This window comes from Martelella lutilitoris, from assembly GCF_016598595.1.
Taxonomy (GTDB): domain Bacteria; phylum Pseudomonadota; class Alphaproteobacteria; order Rhizobiales; family Rhizobiaceae; genus Martelella; species Martelella lutilitoris_A.
In genome coordinates this window covers 3,966,438-3,986,989 of record NZ_CP066786.1, presented here as the reverse complement: position 1 = coordinate 3,986,989, position 20,552 = coordinate 3,966,438, and the positions used below count along the sequence as shown (strand labels likewise).

Here is a 20,552-nt window from a genome sequence, read left to right as displayed (position 1 = left end):
GATCCCTGCTAATTCTGGCGCAAGGGATATTTCGGGAAAGATATCATGCAACAAGCCAGGAGCAGCGGCATCGACCGCGACATGCTGATCATCATGCTGGCGGGCGGGCTGGTGCTGGCCCTGTCCTTTGGCGTGCGCTCGGTGTTCGGCGGTGTCGTCCTGCCGCTCTCGGACGATCTGTTCGCCGGCCGGATCGAGATTTTCTCGCTGTCGATTGCCATCCAGAACCTCGTCTGGGGGCTGGCGCAGCCATTCTTCGGCATGCTGGCCGACAAGTTCGGCGACCGGCGCGCGCTCTGGCTCGGCTTCGGCTGCTATGTGCTCGGCATGCTCATCTGCGTTTTCGGGGCCTCACCCTTCGCCCAGCATATGGGGGCGGGCGTTCTCGTCGGCATGGGCGTTTCGGGCACGGCCTTCGGCACGGTTCTGGCCGTGGTCGGCCGCGCCGCGCCTGCGGAGAAGCGCGGCTTCTACCTTGGCGTCGCCTCGGCCATGGGTTCGGCCGGCCAGGCGGTTCTGCCGCTTCTGACGGCCTTCCTGATCAGCCGGTTCGACTGGCAGACGACGCTTCTGATCATCACCGCGCTGCTGGCGCCGATGGCGCTCGCCATCCCCTTCCTGCATGTGAAAAACAAGGGCTCTGCCGCCGAGACCGACATCGACCTGCCGCAGACCATCCGCGCCGCCTTCGGCCATGGCAGTTTCGTCATGCTGGCGGCCGGCTTCTTTGTTTGCGGTTTTCATCTCGCCTTCATCACCGCGCATCTGCCGAATTATGTGCAGAATTTCTGCACCGGCACGACGCTTTCCGCGCCGGAACTGCGCGCGCTCGGTCTGAAGGCGCTGGCGCTTGCCGGCTTTGCCAACATCTTCGGCACGCTGATTGCCGCGCGGCTTGGCAATTTCTTCGCCAAGCCGCATGTCCTGGCCGCCATCTATGCCTTGCGCGCCGTGGTTATTCTCGTCTTCATCTGGCTGCCGCTGACGCCGGTTTCGGTGCTCATCTTCGGCCTCGTCATGGGCGTGCTCTGGCTTTCCACCGTGCCGCTGACGAGTGCGCTGATCGTCGTCATGTTCGGCCCGCGCGCCATGGGCACGCTGTTCGGGTTTGTCTTCCTCAGCCATCAGCTCGGCGGCTTTTTGGGCGTCTGGCTCGGCGGCGCCTGGTTTGACCGCTACGGCAATTACGACGTGATCTGGTATGCCGCGATCGCGCTCGGCATTCTCTCCGCCGCCATCCACCTGACCGTGCGCGAGCGCGCCGCGCCCGCTATTGCCGCCGCCGCGTGAGGCCGTCGGCCCTGCCTTAACACTTCCGAAAGCATGATCGCATTAATCTCGGCGCTCCCGTTCAAGGCGGGCGCCGGGCGTTTATTTCCGTCGGACTCTTTTCGCGGATTCCCCAAGCGTCTATGTTTTGAAAAGGGCGATTCGGTCCGGCAACGGCCGGATCTTCATCAGATGTGAATGGCCTCTTGAAGGCGGCCTTCGCGCTTTGCGGCAGCGCGGCCCGCCGAAAGACAGATGCGGAAGAGACGAATGGAGCGGGGCGGCAAAAGCAACGAGGGCCGGATGATTCGCGGCATGCGCGGAAAACGCGCAATCGCGCGATGGCTTGCAGCCGGCACGGCGCTTTCGCTCACCGCCGCTCACGCCTTCGCCCAATCTCCGGACGTCGCGCCCGTGCTTTCTTCCCGTGAGGTCATGGCCCTTTCGGCCTTTTGCGGCATTCTGGCGGCCACCGTTCTTTCCACCCTCTGGTTCATGCGCCTGCGTGGCCGCACCGAAGCGGAGAACCAGCGGCTTGCCCTCGAGCTCGAAAACCACCGCGAGCGCATCGCCAATCTGAAGGCGCTGAACGCCGAGCGCAATCGTCGTATCATTTTCTGGGAAGGCCCGGACGCAGATCCGGAATTTCTCGGCGCCCTGCCGTACGAGGCCGGCGCGCCGGAAGACGATCATGCCTTCCTCGCCTTTTCCGACTGGCTCTCCCCTGGCAGCACGAAACAGCTCGAGACAGCGATTGCCGCGCTGCGCCGCAAGGCCAAGGCCTTCGAGATGCTGGCGGAGGCCAGGAACGGCTATGTGCTGGAGGTCGTCGGCGGCACCACGGGCGGGCGCGCCCATGTGCGCTTCGGCGCGCTGGAAAGCATCCGCGCCGAACTGGCCGAACTGAAGGTCGAGCACAAGCGCACGAAAGCGGTGCTTGCCCGGTTCGAGACGCTCTTCGATGCGATCGACATGCCTTGCTGGCAGCGCGACGGGGACGGCGCGCTCACCTGGGTGAACCGCGCCTATATCGCGGCCGTAGAGGGAGAAACGCGCGAACGCACGCTTGAGGAAAACCGCACGCTTCTCGGCGCGGTCGTTCAGCAAAAACTTGACGAGGCGGTGCGCGCCGGCGCGCGCTTTGACGGCCGCCAGCCGGTGGTGACCGGTGGCAACCGCACATTCTACGAACTCAGCGAAGTGGCGAGCGGCGACGGCTCGGCCGGCATTGCCCGTGATGTCTCGGAACTGCAGAGCGTCGAGAACGCGCTGGAACAGACGCTTGAAAGCCATGCCGATACGCTCAACCACCTGAACACGGCAGTGGCCATCTTCGATGCGTCGCGGCGGATGACCTTCTACAACCAGGCCTTCGAAAAACTCTGGAAGCTCGACATGGGCTTTCTCGAATCCCATCCCGACAATGGCGAATTGTTCGAGCGCCTGCGCGCCGATGGCAAGTTGCCGGAGCCGCACCAGTGGCGCGAGTGGAAGGACAAGGCGCTCTCCGTCTACCGCGCCGTCGAGCCCTATAGTGATCTCTGGTACCTGCCGAGCGGCGAGACGCTGAGCGTGTTCGCCTCCGCCCACCCGCGCGGCGGCACCACCTGGGTGTTCGAGAACCATACCGAGCAGGTGGCGCTGAAGACGCGCTACAATACGCTGGTGAAGGTGCAGGGCGAGACCATTGATCATCTCTCCGAAGGCGTTGCCGTTTTCGGTCCGGACGGCAGGCTGAAGCTCTCCAACCCTGCCTTCCTGGCGCTCTGGCGCATTGCCGACAGGGACGCCGCGCCCGGCACCCATATCCGCGCGCTGATCGAGACCTGCGCTGACGATCCCGGCGCCAGCGACGGCTGGAAGCTCTTTGCGAGGATGATCACCTCCTTTGACGACGAGCGCGTTTCGCGCCAGGGTCGGCTCGATCTCGCCTCCGGCCTGGTGCTTGACTACGCGGTGACGCCGCTGCCGAACGCGCAGACCATGCTCACCTTCGTCAACAAGACCGACTCGGTGAAGGTGGAACGCGCGCTGACGGAAAAGAATGACGCGTTGCGCAAGGCGGAAGAGCTCAAGAACGCCTTCCTCGAACACGTCTCTCACGAACTGCGAACGCCGCTGACATCGATCATGGGCTTTGCCGAACTGCTGAAGGCGCCGGAAACGGGCGCGCTGACGTCGCGCCAGAGCAGTTACGTCGATCACATCGCCAATTCCTCGTCCGTGTTGATGACCATCGTCAATGACATGATCGACCTGAAATCGGCCGATGCCGGCATCCTGCAGCTCGAACTCGACCGGATGTCGATCGACGACCTGATCGATTCCGTCGCCGATGACATTTCGAGCCGGCTGCAGGAAAGCGGGGTGACGCTGGAAATCACCGCGCCGCCGAAGCTCGGGGCCATTACCGCCGACTTCCAGCGGCTGAAGCAGGTGCTCCTGAAAATTCTCGGCAACGCCGTCAAATATGCACCGCGCGGCTCGATCATCGCGCTGTCGTGCTGGCGGGAGACGGACGATTTCGTCTTCACCGTCACCGACAATGGCCCGGGCATTGCCGATGACGCGCTGGAAAGCGTATTCACCCGGTTCGAATCCGGCGGCAGGCAGGCGCAATATGCCGGCGCCGGTCTCGGCCTTGCCATCGTCGAAAGCTTCGTCGCCCTGCATAATGGCCGCGTCTTCATCGACAGCGAGCCGGGTGCCGGCACCACCGTTTCCTGCCGCATTCCCGACGCCAGCGCCGGCAAGGGCGGGGCGGAAATCATCGCTGCGGAATGATGGAGCGTTTTCTCGCCGACGAGGACGCGACTGTCGCGCTGGCCAGGGCGCTGGCGCCGCTTTTGCAAACGGGCGATTGTCTCGCGCTTTCCGGCGATCTCGGCATGGGCAAGTCCACTTTCGCCCGCGCGCTGATCCGCGCCCGCATGGAGGAGCCGGAGCTTGAAGTCCCGAGCCCGACCTTCACCCTGGTACAGTTCTATGACGGCGCGCCGCCGCTTTATCATTTCGACCTCTATCGTCTTGCCGATCCGGACGAGTTGATCGAGCTCGGCTTCGACGAGGCGCTCGAGGACGGCATCAGCCTGATCGAATGGCCGGAACGCGGCGAAGGCATGCTGCCGGAAGACGCGCTCACGCTTGCCTTCAACGAGGAGGGCGAGGGCCGAAGGGTGCGGCTTGACGGGCCTGAGGCCCGGCTTGCAGCACTGGCCGATGCATTTCTCTGAGGTTCTTCCTTTTCCCACCGACGCTTGCGCGACCACCCATTGGCCCCTAAAACCGTCAGTGAATCGCTTGGGAACGGGAGCCGGGAATGGCGGCGCAAAATGCCGGATTGTGGACGATACCGCCGGGCGTGCCGTTTCTCCACTGCCTTGCCGAGAGCCTTTTGTCCGGTCGTCTGGCGCCGGCCTTCAGATATGACCCGAAGGACCCGCTCGCCCTTGCCGATGTGAAGATCTTCCTGCCGACACGGCGCGCGGTGCGCGTGCTGCGCGGCGAATTTTCAGCCCTTCTTGGCGGGCAGGCGGCGATCCTGCCGGAGATCCGCGCGCTCGGGGAAACCGACGAGGACGAGCACTATTTCGAGGAGAACCTGCCGGAGGCGGCCGAAAGCCTGCCGCCGATCGAGCCCGTGCCGCGGCTCCTGGAGCTTGCCGGCCTGATCCTGCCGTGGCGCAACCGGCTTTCGGACGAGCTTGCCGGCCTTCACGGCGGCTCTCCACTGGTGGCGCCCGCAAGTCCTGCAGATGCCGTCTGGCTCGCTCGCGACCTTGCCGAACTTATCGATGCGATGGAGACTGAGCGGATCGGCTGGGATCGGCTCGCTGCGCTGGAAGAAGACAATTACGCCGTCTGGTGGCAGCTGACCGCCGAATTCCTGAAGATCGCGGCGCTCTACTGGCCGGGACGGCTCGATGAGCTTGGCCGCTCTTCGGCCATTGCCCGCCGCAATGCGCTGCTGGCAGGCGAGGCGGAAAGGATCGCCGCGATGACCGGAAATGCCCCGGTGATCATCGCCGGCTCCACCGGTTCCGTTCCCGCCGTCGCCGATCTGATTGCCGCTGCCGCCTCTCTGCCGCAGGGCGTGGTGGTGCTGCCGGGCCTTGATTGCGACATGGTCGAGGAGGACTGGCAGGCGCTGACGGCGGCTGATGCCGATCCGTCCATGCCCGATCCCTCGATCCGCAGCCATCCGCAATATGAAATGGCGCGGCTTCTGGAGCGCCTCACGCTGACGCGTCAGGATTTCTCCACGCTTGCGGAGGCGGAGCCTGCGGGCGCCATGCGCAACCGCGTCCTGGCCTCCGCTTTTGCCCCGGCGGAGGCAACCGACCGCTGGCAGGACTGGAGGGCCGCGCTTGCCGCGGAAGATCTGGAACAGGCCTTCGCCGATGTCGCGCTGATGGAGGCGGGCAATGAGCGGCAGGAGGCGCTTTCGATCGCCGCCGCTCTGCGGCTGGCGCTGGAACGCACGGGCGAAGACGGCAGGCCGGCGCGCGCCGCGTTGATTACGCCCGACCGCAATCTTGCCCGCCGCGTCGCCGCCGAGCTGCACCGCTTTGCCATAGAGGCGGATGATTCGGCCGGCACGCCGCTTTCGGCCACCGGCCAGGGCAGGCTGGTGACTCTGATGCTGGAGGCGGCGCTGAAACCCGGTGATCCTGCCGTGCTGGCGGCACTGCTCAAACATCCGCTGGCGCGCTTCGGCCTTTCGGCCCGCAAGATGCGCGCTGCCGGCGCGGCCTTCGAGCTGATTGCGCTGCGCGGCGGCACAAAACCCGCCGAACTCGGCCATCTCGCGGCGTTTGTCGATGAGGCGCAGGAAAAGCAGAAGGACGAGCGTTACCCGCCGCACTGGCGCACGGCGCTGCCGAGGGATGCGGCCGAGGCGGCGCGCGATCTGGCGACAAGGATCGATGCAGCCCTTGCGCCGCTGATTGAAGCCCATGTGCCGCGCGGTCCCGACCAGCCGCCGCTGACGGAGACCATGCCGCTTTCCGGCTGGGCGGAGCGCACCGGACGGGCGCTGGAGGCAATCGCGGCGGACGAGGCAGGCGATCTGTCGGCGCTGTGGTCCGGGGAGGCGGGCGAGCGGCTTGCCACCGTGCTCTCCGAAACCATGGGAACTGAAACCCCGATCGAAGCCGATGGGCCGCAATGGATCGATATCATGGCCGCGCTGACGGCATCGGAAGCGGTGAAACCCCGCTCCATGGGCAATCCGCGCGTCTTCATCTTCGGCGCGGTCGAGGCGCGGCTGCAGGATGTGGAGACCATCGTCATCGGCGGGCTCAATGAAGGCGTATGGCCGACCCAGGCGAAGAACAACCCCTTCCTGTCGCGCGGCATGAAGGCCGAGATCGGGCTGGAGCCGCCGGAAAAACGCGTCGGCCAGCTGGCCCACGACCTGACGATGGCCGCCGGCGCGCCGTATCTGATCTTTTCGCGGGCGCTGAGGCAGGGTTCGGCGCCAACGGTTGCCAGCCGCTGGCTGCAGCGGCTCCTGGCCTTTGCCGGGCCTGAGATGGAGGATGCGCTGAAACGGCGCGGCGCGGTGCTTGCCGGCTGGGCTGCCGCCCTTGATGACGAGCCGCGCGCGCCAATCCCACAGCGCCCGGAACCCTACCCGCCGGCGGAGGACCAGCCGAAGCGCTATTCCTTTTCCGAGATCGGCAGGCTGCGGCGCGATCCTTACGCGATCTATGCGCAGAAGGTGCTGAAGCTTGATCCGCTCGCCCCCTTCAATGCCGATCCGTCGGTGAAGGAACGCGGCATTCTCTATCACGCGCTTGCCGAGCGCTTCATCAAGTCCGGCGCGGACCCCGCAAGCGAAGCGGGGCGGGCGGCGATGGAGGACGTGCTGGCCGAACTCCTGCTCGAAGTCGAGCTGCCGCCGCATCTGGCCTTGAGCTGGGTGCCGCGGCTCAAATCGGTGGCGGATGAATTGCTGAAGTTCGAGGCGGCGCGGCGGCTGTCGACGTCGATCGACACAACACTGACGGAAGCCGGCGCCGGTTTCGACATTCCCCTTGCCGAAATCCGCCTGACCGGCATTGCCGACCGGATCGACATTCTGGACGACGGAACGGCCGAGATCATCGACTACAAGACCGGCATGTCGCCCTCGCTCAACCAGGCACGCACGCTTCTGGAACCGCAATTGCCGCTGGAGGCGGCGGCCCTCGCTGCGGGCGCCTTCAAGGACGTGCCGGCGCTTGAAACGAAGAGCCTCAAATATGTGCGGCTGAGGCCCGGCCACCGCTTTGGCGTCGATGCGCTGGAAAAGGCGGAAATGAAAAAGGAACCTGCCATCACGGCGGAGGGACTTGCAAGCGATGCCTTGCGCGAATTCACCCGCTTCGTCATTGCGCTGAAGAGCGGAAACCGGCCCTTCGCCTCGCGGCTGATCCCGGCAAGCGCGCGGGATTTCGGCGGCGAGTATGATCATCTCGCCCGCGTTGCCGAGTGGTCGACGGCGGATGACAACCGGGAGGACGGCGATGACTGACGATCCGAACCTCGATGCCGCGCCCGAGGACTGGCTCTCCTGGACCACCGGTCGCCAGCGCCTGGCGTCCGACCCCGCCCGCACGGTCTGGGTCTCGGCCAATGCCGGTTCCGGCAAGACCCATGTTCTGACCCAGCGCGTGGTCCGGCTGCTGCTTGCCGGCGCCAGGCCGTCCGCCATTTTATGCCTCACCTATACCAAGGCAGCGGCGTCCGAGATGTCGAACCGTGTCTTCGCCCGGCTTGCCGACTGGGCAGTGCTGCCCGAGGCGGATCTTGCCGCCGAGATAGAGGCGATCGAGGGCGCGCGGCCGGATGCCTTGAAGATCGCGGTGGCAAGGCGGCTCTTTGCACATGCGCTGGAGACCCCCGGCGGGCTGAAGATCCAGACCATCCATGCCTTTTGCGAGAGTCTGCTGCATCGTTTTCCGCTGGAAGCCAATGTCGCCGGGCATTTTTCGGTGCTTGACGATATCGCCGCCGCCACGCTGTTGGCCGACGCGCGTCGGCAACTGCTGACCGCCACGGCAAGCCGGGAGGACCCGGCGCTGACCGAGGCCTTTCAGACGGTGCTGGACATTGCCGATGAAAGCGGGCTTGAGAAACTTCTCGGCGAGATCGTCGGCGCGCGCCACGCCATTCGGCCGTTTCTCGAGGCGGCACGGCGGAAGAACGGGCTCGAGTCGGCGTTGCGGGCGGCCTACGGATTTGGCGAGGACGCGAATGAAGAGACGGTGGCCGGCGATGCCTGGCCGCTTGCGGGGCTCGAAAACCTTGCTGCGCTGATCGCCATTGCCCGTGATGACGGCGGTTCGCGGGCCGCCGGTTTTGCCGATGCGCTGCAGGCGGCCATCGAAGCGCCCGACGCCGTGTCGCGCTTTGCCGCGCTGGAAAGCGCCTTCCTGACCGGGGCGGGAACGCCGAAGGCTCACTCGACCTTGGCGTTCAAATCGCTCAGGGTGAAGGCGCCGGAACTCGGCGAGGCTGTTATGGCAGCTGCCGCGCAGGTCTTCGCCGTTCGCGACCGGCTGAACCGGTACCGCATCTTCGAGAAGACGCTTGCCGCCCTCATCCTCGCCGACCGGCTGGATGCGCGCTACGAGGCGCTCAAGCAGCGGCGCGGCAAGCTTGATTTCGAGGATCTGATCGCCCGCACGGCAGCGCTTCTGTCGCGCGCGGATGCCGGGCCATGGGTGCATTACAAGCTCGACCAGGGCATCGACCATATTCTGGTCGACGAGGCGCAGGATACAGCACCCCTGCAATGGGATGTGGTGCGGGCGCTGAGCGAGGATTTCTTCACCGGTGAGGGCGCGCGACCGGGACTTCGCACCATGTTTGCCGTCGGCGACGAGAAACAGTCGATCTATTCCTTTCAGGGCGCGCGACCCGAGCGCTTTGCCGCCGAAGGCAGGCTGACGGAAAAGCGGGTAACGTCGATCGCGGCGGATTTTTCCAGGATCGGCCTGCCTTTGTCCTTCCGCTCCACCGCCTCCGTCCTCTCCGCTGTCGATTGCGTCTTCTCGGTGCCGGAAAACCGCAAGGGGCTCTCGGCGGAAGGAGAGGACACGGTGCATGTCTCGAACCGCATCGGCCATCCCGGTAGCGTGGAGGCCTGGGAGATGATCGCGCCGGAGGAACGCGAGGACGAGGAAGACTGGACCGCGCCGTTTGACGCCACGCCCGAACAGGCCCCGGCAGCCATTCTGGCGCGGCGCATTGCCCACCGTATTTCGCAGATGATCGGCCAGGAGATGATCGTCGAGAAGGACCGCGCGCGACCGGTTCGCGCCGGCGACATTCTGGTTCTGGTCAGGAAGCGCGATGCCTTTGTCAATGCGCTGACGCGGGCGTTGAAGTCGCCCTATGACATTCCCGTCGCCGGCGCCGACCGCTTGAGGCTCGCCGATCACATCGCGATCAAGGACCTGATCGCGCTCGGCCGCTTTGCCGTTCTGCCAGAAGACGATCTGTCGCTGGCCGCGCTGTTCAAGAGCCCGCTTCTCGGTCTTTCGGAGGATGACCTGTTTTCGGTCGCGGCAAGGCGCGGGAAGAGCGAGCATGTCTGGTCGGCGCTGCGCCGGCTTTCGGCTGCCGGGGACGAGACATTCGGCGAGACCGTCGTAACGCTGGAGCGGGTGATCGGCGCGGCCCGCCGGAAGAGCGCGTTCGACTTCTACGCTGACATTCTGGCGCGCGAGGGCGGCAGGCGCGCCTTTCTCGCCAGGCTCGGCAGCGAGGCGGGGGATATTCTCGACGAGTTCCTCAACGCGGCGAAGGATCACGAGGATAACGGCCTGCCGGGCCTGCAGTCCTTCCTCGACGTGATGGAAGAAGGCGGTCTCGAGGTCAAGCGCGAGCAGGACAAGGGCCGCGACGAGGTGAGGATCATGACGGTCCATGCCTCCAAGGGACTGGAAGCGCCGATTGTTTTTCTGGTCGACAGCGGCGGCAGGCCCTTCGTCGCAAGCCATCTGTCCGGCTTCCGGATGATGGAGGCGGGGCCGCCCGTCTGGCATTCGGCAAAGAAGGAGGCCGACAGCGGCGTTCTCGCCGATATCGCGCGGCGCGAAGAGGAGGCGAAGGAAGAATACCGCCGCCTTCTTTATGTGGCGATGACGCGGGCCGCCGACCGGCTGTTTGTCACCGGTTATCGCGGAAAGACGGAGGTGCCCGATTGCTGGCACAGGCTCGTCTGGTCGGCGCTTGAGGCCGACGTGAAGGAACGGGCGGAAACGATCGAGGTGGCCGGACCTGCCGGGGAAAACTGGCCGGGTCTTCTGTGGCAGGAGAAAATTCCGCCGCGCGATTTCGCGCGCGAGGCCGGCGCTCAAGGCGAGGGGAACGCGTTGCCGCCGCTGCCGGCGGCATTGACCGAGCCCTTCCGCGAAGAGGCGCGTCCTGCCCCGCCGCTCAGCCCGTCGCGTGCGGGGCTTGAGGTGGATGACCCGCCGCCGGTGACCGCCTCGCCGCTTTTCGCCGGGCAGAGCGCCAATATCGCGCTGGAGCGCGGACGGCTCGTCCATCGGCTCATGCAATTGCTGCCGGGGTTTGAGCCTGCGGAGCGGGAGGCGGCCTGCCGTCGTTATCTGGCGCGGGCGGCCTTCCACCTGCCGGAAGAAGAAAGCGATGCCATCCTCAAAAGCGTGATGGCGGTGATTGACGACCCCGAACTGGCACCGGTCTTTTCCTCTGCCGCCCGCGCCGAGGTTTCGGTGACGGGAACGGTGCGGCTGGAGGCCGGCGATTTCACCGTGTCCGGCCGGCTCGACCGGCTTGCGGTGCTAGAGGACAGGGTCGTGCTGGTCGATTTCAAGACCAACCGCAATCCGCCGGTAGCGGGCGAGGAAGCGCCTTTCTCCCACGTTGCGCAGATGGCCGTCTACCGCGAGATCCTTGCGCCGCTCTATCCCGGCAAGGCGGTGGAATGCCTCCTCGTCTATACCGAAACGACCGCAACCCGCCGGTTGAGCGAAGGGGAGCTTTCTGAGGCGCTTGCGAGCCTCTCGACAAAGTGAGCGCGGGCCATTGATTTTTCTTCCACCTGTGCTCACATGAAGGACAAATCTACGATATTGCGAAGGTATCGCGCGAAACGGAAGCGATCCTCGCCTTTGCCAAGGAGTTCAAGATGACGACAGTCAAGGTCAATACCGCCAATTTCAAGCAGGAAGTTCTCGAGTCGGAAACGCCCGTCGTGGTTGATTTCTGGGCCGAATGGTGCGGTCCGTGCCGGATGATCGGTCCGAGCCTCGAAGAGATCGCCGAGGAAATGGACGGCAAGGTCAAGATCGCCAAGGTCAATGTGGATGACAATCCCGATCTCGCGGTCCAGTACGGCGTGCGCTCCATTCCGATGCTGGCCATGTTCAAGGGCGGCGAACTTGCCGACGTCAAGGTCGGCGCGGCCCCGAAGACGGCGCTTTCGAGCTGGATTTCCGGCGTCGTTCGCTAAGTTCGGACGGTCGTTCAAGCGCATGAGAGCCCGCGTTCGCGCGGGCTTTGCCATATCTGAACGAAGGCGGGAACCTGGCGGCGTCCAAAACGTTCACGCATTCAGAGTGTTTTCGGCCTTTTCGGAGTTTGCCCCAGATGACGAACCGTTCGCCTGCCCGTCTGTCGCTTCTGTTTTTGCCGGTGTTTGCATTGTTTTCAATGCCCGTCGCAGCCGCTGCACAGGATTTCGAGCCCGCTCTCGGCCCGGCCGAGCCGTTTTCCTTCGAGACGCTCGCGGAGGAGGCGAAGGCGCTTTCTCAAAAGCCGTTCGAGCCCTATCCGGTCGAGCATCCCGAACTCTTCGAGGCGATCGATTATGACGCGCACTGGAAGATCATGTTCCGCAAGGACCATACGGTCGATGTCGGCGACGCGCCGGTGCAGTTCTTCCATCAGGGCCGCTATTTCAAGGAACCCGTGAGGATCAGCCTGGTCGAGGACGGCGAGGCGCGCGAAGTGCTCTACAGCGCCGATTATTTCACCATGCCGGATGACAGCCCCGCCAAGGCGGTCGAGGATTTTGCCGGCTGGGCCGGTTTCCGGGTGATGCGGCCGGACATGAAGACCGACTGGATCTCCTTTCTCGGCGCGAGCTATTTCCGCACTGACGGACCGGACAAGCAGTACGGTCTCTCCGCCCGCGCGCTTGCCGTCGATACCGGTCTTGCGCGGCCGGAAGAGTTTCCGCGCTTCACGTCCTTCTATCTGGAAAAGGACGACAAGCCCGGCGACAGCATCGTCATCTATGCCCTGCTCGACAGCAAGAGCGTTGCCGGCGCCTATCGCATCGAGGCGGAAAACGAGGATGGCGAAGGTCAGGTTCTGCATATCACCAGCCGGCTTTTCTTCCGCGAGGCGGTGGAGCGACTCGGCGTCGCGCCGCTGACCTCGATGTACTGGTATTCCGAAACCCACCGCAACATGGCCTTCGACTGGCGCCCGGAAGTCCATGACAGCGACGGGCTGGAAGTGGTCACCGGTTCGGGCGAGCAGATCTGGCGACCGCTCAACAACCCGCCGCGCGTCGTGACCTCGAGCTTTTTTGACGAGAATCCCGAAGGTTTCGGCCTGATCCAGCGCGACCGGAATTTCGACCACTATCAGGATGACGGCGTGTTCTATAATCGCCGGGCGTCGGCCTGGGTCGAACCCGAGGGCGACTGGGGCCGGGGCGCGGTGCAGCTTGTCGAACTGCCGTCCGATGACGAGATTTACGACAACATCGTCGCCTACTGGCTGCCGGAAGACCTGCCCGAGGCCGGCGACGAGCGCGATTTTTCTTATACGCTGACCTGGGCGAAGACCGCGCCGCCGAATGAGCGCCTGGCCGAGACGACAGCAAGCCGGATCGGTCGCGGCGGCGTGCCCGGCCAGCCGCGCCCGGGCGACCAGGTCAAGGTCGTCGTTGATTTCTCCGGCCCGGCCGTTGAGGGCCTGACGGCCGAAGACGGCGTGGAAGCCGAAATTTCGGTCGGCGGCGGCGCCGAGGTCATCAACGCCTATGCGATGCCGATCGTTGGCACGGACGACTGGCGGATGACCTATGACCTCAAATTCGACGGAACTGCCGATACGATCGATGTGCGCGCCTATCTTTCCGAGGGTGGCGAGCCGCTGACGGAGACCTGGCTCGGCCAGTTCCATCCCCGCCAGTTCGCGCCGCACTGAGCGACGGTGTTTCCGGCAATGTGAAAAAACACCATCGCTCCGTCGCGGTATCGGCGTTATCCTCCGCCCGCAATAACCGGAAGGAGGCGTTATCATGGGCGAATTTCAGGGGCGGCGGATCCTTTACACGGGCGCAGCGGGCGGGCTCGGACTTCCGGCGAGCCTTGCCCTGATGAAAGCCGGCGCTGACGTGATCGTGCTGGACAATGATCCGGCCAAGATCGAGGCGCTGAAGGCGGCGGCGGCCGACAAGAAGCTCTCGGAGAGGCTCATGGTCTGCAAGGTTGATCTGACCGACAAGGCGGCGCTTGAGGCAACCCTTTCCGAGTTGCTGCAACAGGGGTCGATCGACACGGCGATCAACAATGCGGCGATCTATCCGTCAAAGCCGTTCGAGGATTTCACCATGGAGGAGCATGCGAAGATCCATGCCGTCAATGTCGAGGCGGCGCTCATGATCGTTAAGGCGCTGCTGCCGGGCATGCGTAAGGCCGGTTTCGGGCGGATCATCAATATCAGCTCGATCACGGTCTCGGGCGGCTGGGAGAACCTCACCCCCTATATCCAGTCGAAGGGCGCGCTGATCATGCTGGCGCGCGGCTGGGCGCGCGAATTCGGAAAATGGGGCATCACGGTCAACACGCTGTCGCCGGGGGCCTTTCCGACGGATGCGGAGAAGATCCATCCGGATCAGGAAGCCTATCAGCGCCGCATCATCGACAGCCAGGCGATCAAGCGCCGAGGCGCGCCGGAAGACCTTGCCGAGGCGCTGATGTTCCTGATCTCGACGCGCGCCGGCTTCATCACCGGGCAGAACCTCCATGTCGACGGCGGCTGGGTGATGCATTGAGGCCGCAGCGTTCTCGCCTTCGCCGGGCCGATCGGTTTATAGAGGGGCACCACAGACTGAAGGAAAGCGAACCGCATGATACCCGTCAACGACATTCAAGGACTGAAGGTTCTCATCACCGGCGCGAGTTCCGGCATCGGGGCGGCTGCAGCGCGGGCCTTTTCGCGCTCCGGCGCCGAGGTGACCATTCACTACAATACGCGCCGGGAAGAGGCCGAAAGCCTTGCCGCGGCCCTGCGCGAGGAGGGCGGCACGGCCCATGTCGTTTCCGGCGACGTGACCCGGGCCGAGGACGCTGAGGACATCGTCGCGCGGTCAGTGGCGATGATGGGCGGGCTTGACTGCCTGGTGAACAATGCCGGCGCCATACTGCGCTCGCCGTCGGCCGATTTCGACGAGGCGATCTATGATCAGGTCTTCGACCTCAACACCCGTTCGATCCTGCGCATGGTGCGCCATGCGGGGCCTGCCCTGAAGGCGAGTGATCGCGCCTCGGTCATCAATCTCGGATCGATCGCCGGCCGCAATGGCGGCGCGCCGGGCTCCGGCCTTTATGCCGCCGCCAAGGCCGCCGTGCATTCGCTGACGCGGGCCCTCGCGCGGGAGATGGCGGCGGACGGCGTGCGCGTCAACGCGATCGCGCCCGGCGTGATTGAAACACCTTTCCATGACGAGACGCCGGTTTCCGCGCTTGACGCGGCGCGCGCCGCGATCCCGCTCGCAAGGCTCGGCACGGCGGAAGACTGCGCCTGGAGCTTCGTCTTCCTCGCCTCGCCGACCATGGCCGGCTATATCACCGGGCAGATTCTCGACATCAATGGCGGCCAGTTAATGCCTTAGGCGCGCGTCCTTGTCGCCGGCGGAGACCAGCCGGTTGCGCTCCATCATCAGACCCCAGTTCTGGGCGGAGGCAAGGTGCAGCGCGATGGCGTCCGTCCAGCCCTTCTCCGTCCACTGCTTGAGCGTGCGGGCGGGAAGGTTGCGGTAGCGCTCGTGGTCGATGACGCCGAAGCCGTCGAGCCGGTAGCGGCTCTTGTCGGGGAACTCCATATCGACGTGACGGGCGAGCAGGATATCGGCCTCGGCGATCGCCTTCAGGAAGGCCGCGTCCTGGGCGCGGTGCTGGTGGTAGGCCTCGCAAAGCTCCAGCATCGGCGCGACCGTCTTGCTCGCCGTGCCGTCGTCGTTGAAGATCGGCGCGGCGTCGGGGTTCTCGGCAAGCGGCTTCACCCGCCCGCTTTCGCTGTCATAGGCGAGATAGCGCGTATCCTCGTCGGGCGACTGCACCAGAATGAAGGGATAGCGGCGGATATAGGCGGGCACATAGGCATGCGGCGCCCAGCTGCCGTCCTTCTCCAGCATCAGGTTCTGGCCCTGCCTGAGGCCGACAATGGCGACCGGGGCCGGCTGGCCGGCAGCCTCGATGAAGACGATCGGATAGTGGCGCACGGCCGGCATGAACTCGCTCACCGAAAGCGGGATCGCCGTCGCCTCGGCGGAGAACGCGTAGTCGTTCCTCGCCACCAGACCGAGGCCCTTGTGTTCTTCGAAGCGCAGCACCTGCGGCTTCTTGTAAAAAAGCGGCATCGCGTTCTCTTTGGTCATCGATCAGGTCTCCTTCATCCGACGGCCGGAATGCGTCTTCTACTATTGATGTCGGTTGGCGACAATCGTCAGGCTCCGTCTCTTTCTTGATGCTGGACTGCATGTCGCCATTTCCCGGAAAGGTTGAGGCTTTGGTTGGAACACGCCCGAACCTCTCGCTTTCAGCGATTGACGCGGTTGACAGTGTCGCGCCTCGTTGCGAAGGTTTACAAGTTCTTAACAACGCGAGAGAGCATGACAGGAGCGGGGACATGAATTCATTGATGACGGCGCTGATGGGGACAATGGCGCTTATTGCCCTCGCCGGCTGCAGCGGCGGCGGCGGAGGAGGCGGACCGGTTGCCCCGAACGCGCTCGGTTATTATTCGGATTTCGACACCTGGAACGAAGCCGTAAGGGGTTCGGGATCGGCGTCGGCCAATATCCAGATGAATGGCGACGGCACGGTCGGCGTCGAGATCACCGGCGGGCCCGACGCAGGCGAAACGGCACTCTTCTATCCGGACGGCGATGGCTATGCGGCCGATCTCGGCGATGGCGCGGAAGCCTATATGCGGCTCGGCTATTTCGGCGTTGACGGGATCAAGGACGGTCCGGTCGTTGCCTTCATCGATGCAGATACCTGGGACGACAATGTGGTGGGGATGGCCTTCCGGGCAACCGATGGCGTGACCGCGCCCGGCGACATGCCGCTCAGCGGACGTGCGACCTATTCGGGCCAGCATCTCGGCGCGGCGGCGCTTCCGGGCGAGTATCTCGACTATATCGACGGTTCGTTCAACGCCAATGTGAATTTCGGCAGCGGACAACTGGCCGGGGCGATGGACACCCAGGTGGGCGACGTCACCTTCCAGGCGACGATTTCCGGATCGGAGTTCAACTCCAATGCCAATTCGATCGCCGTCGGCAATGACTATGTGAATGTCGATCAGGCAAACTCGAACGTGAACGGGGCCTTTTACGGCAATCGCGCCGCCGGCATCGCCGGAACCTACAGGGTGAACGGCGCGCGGGCTGATGCCGGGGCCGGCATGATCGGCACCTTTGTCGGCGAACGGAACTGAGTTTTCGCGCTTTGAAAATCTCGCCGGGCCGGCTGGCCCGGCGTCTTCTGTATCGCGTTTAGTTCCGGGATTTTCATGCGGCATTTTCTGTTATTGATGCGTTTGAGGCTGTCAGGCGGCCTGGCGGGTCTTGCCTTTCTGCTGACGGTCCTCGCCGCCGGCATGGCCTTTGCGTTCGTCAATCCGTTTCCGCAAATCAAGGTGCTGATCGAGAGCGGCCAGTATGAGAAAGCGATGGCGCTTTCGGCGCAGCTTTCCGATGACCCTGAGCTGTCCGCACTGTCGCAGCAGTTCACCTATGCGCTGATCCTGAAGCATGAGGGCCGGTTCAAGGAAGCGGCGATCCTGATGCGCGGCGTTCTCGACAAGAAGCCGGATTTCACCCGCGTGCGTCAGGAGCTTGCCCATACGCTGGCGCTGATGGGCGAGAAGAAGGCGGCGATCTATCACTTCTCGCTTCTGGCTGACAACGCGCCGAGCGAATCGCTCCGCTCCTTCTACGAGGACTTCATCGACCGGGTGAATATCGACCGCCCCTGGACGCTCGGCGGCTACCTCGCCATTGCGCCAAGCACCAATATCTCCAACGCCACGGATCAGAGTCTTGTCCATGTCGGCGGCATTCCGCTTGCGCCCGGCACGAAGGCGGAAAGCGGCGTGGGCCTCAATTACGGCGTCAACGGCACCTATTCCTTCGATCTCCAGGATGATCTGTCGCTCACCTTCGGCGGCTCCGTCACCGGCCTTGCCTACAAGGAAAAGGCCTATAACCAGACCCAGTTCGGCGGCTTTTCGCAGCTTTCCTGGCGCAACGACCCGTGGATCTTCAGCGGCGGCATGGCGGCGGAATATGTGCTGATGGGCAATGAGCCTTACCGCGTCGGCTATGGTCCGGTCTTTTCCGTGCGACGCTCCTTCGGGCCCTTCGGCGTCACGTCGGCCAATTTCTCGTTTCAGTGGCTCGATTACCACGACATGGATGCCTATGATGGCTACCAGGCCGGCATGAGCATCAACCATCGCTATGCTCTGACGCCGTCGAGCAGCATCCGCATGGGCGGCGGGTTCAATTATGTCTCCGCCGAGAAGGACTTTAATTCCTATACTGGATACAACATCAACGCCAAATATGCCCGCGAATGGTCGGGCGGGATACTGACCGACATAGAGGTCGAGGGCACGCTGCGCGACTATGAGGGCGATTTTCCGCTGATGACCAAGTCGCGGCTTGACCGCAGGCTCGACATAGCCGTCGGCGCCACCTTTCGCACGCTTGCGATGAAAGGCTTCGCGCCGCGCCTCGAATATGCCTATTCGAAGAATTTCTCCAATGTCGAACTTTACGAATACGACAAGAGCACGGTTTCGCTGTTCGTCACCAAACAGTTCTGATCTCAGCAGAAAAACGGCCCGGTCGTCTTCCGCACGGCTGTGCTGAGAGCCTCCTCGACATGGCGGAGCGGGATCGCGTCGACATCGCTTTCGCCGCTGCCGATCAGTGCGGCGAACCGGCTGTACACGGCCTCATATTCCCGCTGCCGCCTGTCGAGAAGCAAGGCGCCGTTGAAGGCGAGCCGCTCGCCGCTGCGGTCAAGCAGGAGCATGCCGCGGTCGGTCTCCACCTCGAGCGCCTTGTCGTCAGCGCCCTCATGGTTCCAGTCGAAGGCGGCGGTGAACGCGTCGCAGCCCGCCATGGCGATATCGAGTTCGGCCGTCACCGGAACCCTTCGGTTCTCCGGATATGCGAGCCTCGCGCCCTGAACGGCAAAGGAGCCTGGCAGAACGGCCGAGGCGAGCGACAACCCGTTGATGCCCATGTCGAAAACGCCGAGGCTTTCGGGCTCGAATATCCAGCTCTGGTCGGGGTGCCAGCGGCGGACATCTTCCTTCCAGATCAGCCTTACCGAACGGATATGGGCATCCGACAGCAGGTCACGCGCCGTGGCGACGCCCGGGGAAAAGCGCGAGTGCCAGGCGGCAAACAGCGACAGCCCCTTTGCCGCTGCTTTTTGTCGCAGCGTCTCGATCTCTTCCAGCGTCACGGCCGGCGGCTTTTCCAGCAGCACGTGCTTGCCCGCGTCAAGCGCCTCGACGGCAAGCGCGAAGCGCGCGGACGTCGGCACGCAGAGCGCGACGCAATCTACAGCCGGCCCCTTGTCGAAAAGGCCGGCAAGATCGGAAAAGACGGGAAGAGCGGCAGTCGCGGCGCCTTTGGTGACAATCGCTGCAAGCTCGAAATCACGGGCTCGGTCGATCGCCGGGCGATGCTCGTCAACGGCGATCTTGCCGTAACCGACAATCGCGATCTTGAAAGCACTCATACTGTCCTCGATGCTTCGGCAGGCGGAAGGATCGGCAAGCCTGCCCATCACCGTTAACGCGCTTGCGGTCCGTTGAAAAGAGCCGGCGCGAAGTTCACCGGCCGATCAGGTCCTCGGGAAACTGCTCAGGCCTTCGCTTGATTTCCCGGTCGATCAGAGCGAGCACCCGTTCGACCGGCGGCGGCTGGACGGCGGTGACGCGCTGGATGATCGAATAGGGGCTGACATCGATGCTTTCGCGCACGGGCAACTGGCAGATATCAGCCCCCAGCCTGCCGTCGATGTGCAGGAAATCCGCTACCGGACGGGCTACCGGCGTCACGGCGTCCGTGTCGGCAATGATGGCGAGCGACAGAAGCGGCGATGTGGTGACAAAGACGTGACGGGGCAGGGTAAAGCCGTTGGCGAGAAGATGCGCCTCGATCGAGCGGCGCATCGGCGCCCCGACGGGCTGCAGCACCCAATCATAGTCCAGGCATGCCCCGATCGAGATCGGCCCCCTGTCGCAAAGCGGGTGGCCGGTGCGGGCTATCATGTTGATCGGCTCGACGCCGAGCGGGCGCATGGTCACCGATTTGGCGTCTACCTCCTCTGGCAGGCGGCCGATGTAGAAATCGAGATCATGGGAGAAGAGCGCCTCGGCGAGCTTGTCGGAGGTGTCGACCAGCACCGAAAGTTCGATCTCGGGATAATTCTCCCGAAGTTCATGGATCACCGGCAGCACGAGCTGCATCGAGGGGCCGGTCACCGCGCCGATCCTCACCTGGCCGCGGGCGCCGTCAACGATCTGCGATATCTCCTGGTGAGCGCTGTCAAGCTGGTTCAGGATAATCATCGCCTGGCGCGCCATGGCCTGCCCGGCCTCGCTCAATACGACGCCGCGGCCATGGCGCTCGTAAAGCTTCGCGCCGACCGTGTGCTCGAGTTCGGACAGGAGACGCGAGGCCGCCGACTGGGTCATGCCCAGCTGCGCTGCGGCTGAAGAAATCTGCCCCTTGCGGTCAAGAAGGGCGATCAGGCGCATCTGCGAGAAGCGCAGACCGCGGCGGATAAATTCGTCCTGACTTTTCTGGCGTGGGTCGTGCGCCATGATATCCATACCAATTCTGCTATATCAGAAACACGATTATTCATTTGTCCGTATGGCGGGAAATTGCAAGAATTCCCCACGTCGCAAGGCCTTTTTAACGCAGAAAAAGCGGGCACATCACCCCTTTCGCCCTGTGGCAGGCCGACACGGTTTCGCCGGGAGGAAAAGGCCGA

14 protein-coding genes are annotated in these 20,552 nt (G+C 64.1%); 11 read left to right on the top strand and 3 right to left on the bottom strand.

Going from position 1 to position 20,552, the window contains the following annotated elements; translation table 11 throughout:
- Window positions 1-45: 45 nt before the first annotated feature.
- The 9 genes from JET14_RS18855 to JET14_RS18815 all read left to right on the top strand — a co-directional run bounded on the left by JET14_RS18855 (window position 46) and on the right by JET14_RS18815 (window position 15,139).
- Entirely contained in the window at window positions 46-1,290 is a 1,245-nt protein-coding gene (locus JET14_RS18855) for an MFS transporter (RefSeq protein WP_200335562.1), read from the top strand.
- Between the two features lie 249 nt (window positions 1,291-1,539).
- Complete coding sequence (locus JET14_RS18850; RefSeq protein WP_200338168.1) at window positions 1,540-4,053, top strand: PAS domain-containing sensor histidine kinase; 2,514 nt, start codon at window positions 1,540-1,542, stop codon at window positions 4,051-4,053.
- Complete coding sequence (gene tsaE, locus JET14_RS18845) at window positions 4,050-4,502, top strand: tRNA (adenosine(37)-N6)-threonylcarbamoyltransferase complex ATPase subunit type 1 TsaE (RefSeq protein ID WP_200335561.1); 453 nt, start codon at window positions 4,050-4,052, stop codon at window positions 4,500-4,502. The genes JET14_RS18850 and tsaE overlap by 4 nt, the downstream gene beginning before the upstream one ends.
- A gap of 86 nt (window positions 4,503-4,588) precedes the next feature.
- On the top strand, window positions 4,589-7,786 hold the full coding sequence (gene addB / locus JET14_RS18840) for a double-strand break repair protein AddB (protein WP_200335557.1): 3,198 nt from the start codon (window positions 4,589-4,591) through the stop codon (window positions 7,784-7,786).
- Complete coding sequence (gene addA / locus JET14_RS18835; protein ID WP_200335556.1) at window positions 7,779-11,303, top strand: double-strand break repair helicase AddA; 3,525 nt, start codon at window positions 7,779-7,781, stop codon at window positions 11,301-11,303. The genes addB and addA overlap by 8 nt, the downstream gene beginning before the upstream one ends.
- A gap of 113 nt (window positions 11,304-11,416) precedes the next feature.
- Window positions 11,417-11,740, top strand: a complete 324-nt coding sequence (trxA, locus tag JET14_RS18830) for a thioredoxin (protein ID WP_138747676.1) — start codon at window positions 11,417-11,419, stop codon at window positions 11,738-11,740.
- 137 nt (window positions 11,741-11,877) lie between these two features.
- Entirely contained in the window at window positions 11,878-13,449 is a 1,572-nt protein-coding gene (locus tag JET14_RS18825; protein WP_246750378.1) for a glucan biosynthesis protein, read from the top strand.
- Window positions 13,450-13,543: 94 nt separating this feature from the next.
- Window positions 13,544-14,299, top strand: coding sequence for an SDR family NAD(P)-dependent oxidoreductase (locus JET14_RS18820; RefSeq protein ID WP_200335552.1), 756 nt, complete (start codon window positions 13,544-13,546; stop codon window positions 14,297-14,299).
- Window positions 14,300-14,374: 75 nt separating this feature from the next.
- Complete coding sequence (locus JET14_RS18815; RefSeq protein ID WP_200335550.1) at window positions 14,375-15,139, top strand: SDR family NAD(P)-dependent oxidoreductase; 765 nt, start codon at window positions 14,375-14,377, stop codon at window positions 15,137-15,139.
- On the opposite strand, the gene JET14_RS18810 is transcribed toward JET14_RS18815, so the two are convergent.
- A complete protein-coding gene (locus tag JET14_RS18810; RefSeq protein WP_200335548.1) occupies window positions 15,128-15,904 on the bottom strand; it encodes a SapC family protein in 777 nt (258 codons plus the stop codon). The two genes, JET14_RS18815 and JET14_RS18810, sit on opposite strands and share 12 nt — an antisense overlap.
- 251 nt (window positions 15,905-16,155) lie before the next feature.
- Between JET14_RS18810 and JET14_RS18805 the strand changes: the two genes are divergently transcribed.
- Together JET14_RS18805 and JET14_RS18800 are read left to right on the top strand one after the other, a co-directional pair.
- Window positions 16,156-16,968 carry a Slam-dependent surface lipoprotein gene (locus tag JET14_RS18805; protein WP_200335546.1) on the top strand — a complete coding sequence of 271 codons (813 nt, stop codon included), beginning with the start codon at window positions 16,156-16,158 and terminating at the stop codon, window positions 16,966-16,968.
- A 75-nt stretch (window positions 16,969-17,043) separates the two neighbouring features.
- Window positions 17,044-18,360 carry a surface lipoprotein assembly modifier gene (locus JET14_RS18800; protein WP_200335543.1) on the top strand — a complete coding sequence of 439 codons (1,317 nt, stop codon included), beginning with the start codon at window positions 17,044-17,046 and terminating at the stop codon, window positions 18,358-18,360.
- Window positions 18,361-18,362: 2 nt separating this feature from the next.
- Here the strand turns inward: JET14_RS18800 and JET14_RS18795 are convergent, their stop codons facing one another.
- Both JET14_RS18795 and JET14_RS18790 read right to left on the bottom strand, forming a co-directional pair.
- Window positions 18,363-19,289, bottom strand: coding sequence for a Gfo/Idh/MocA family protein (locus JET14_RS18795; RefSeq protein ID WP_200335541.1), 927 nt, complete (start codon window positions 19,287-19,289; stop codon window positions 18,363-18,365).
- A gap of 94 nt (window positions 19,290-19,383) precedes the next feature.
- Window positions 19,384-20,388, bottom strand: a complete 1,005-nt coding sequence (locus JET14_RS18790; protein WP_200335539.1) for a LysR family transcriptional regulator — start codon at window positions 20,386-20,388, stop codon at window positions 19,384-19,386.
- Window positions 20,389-20,552 lie beyond the last annotated feature (164 nt).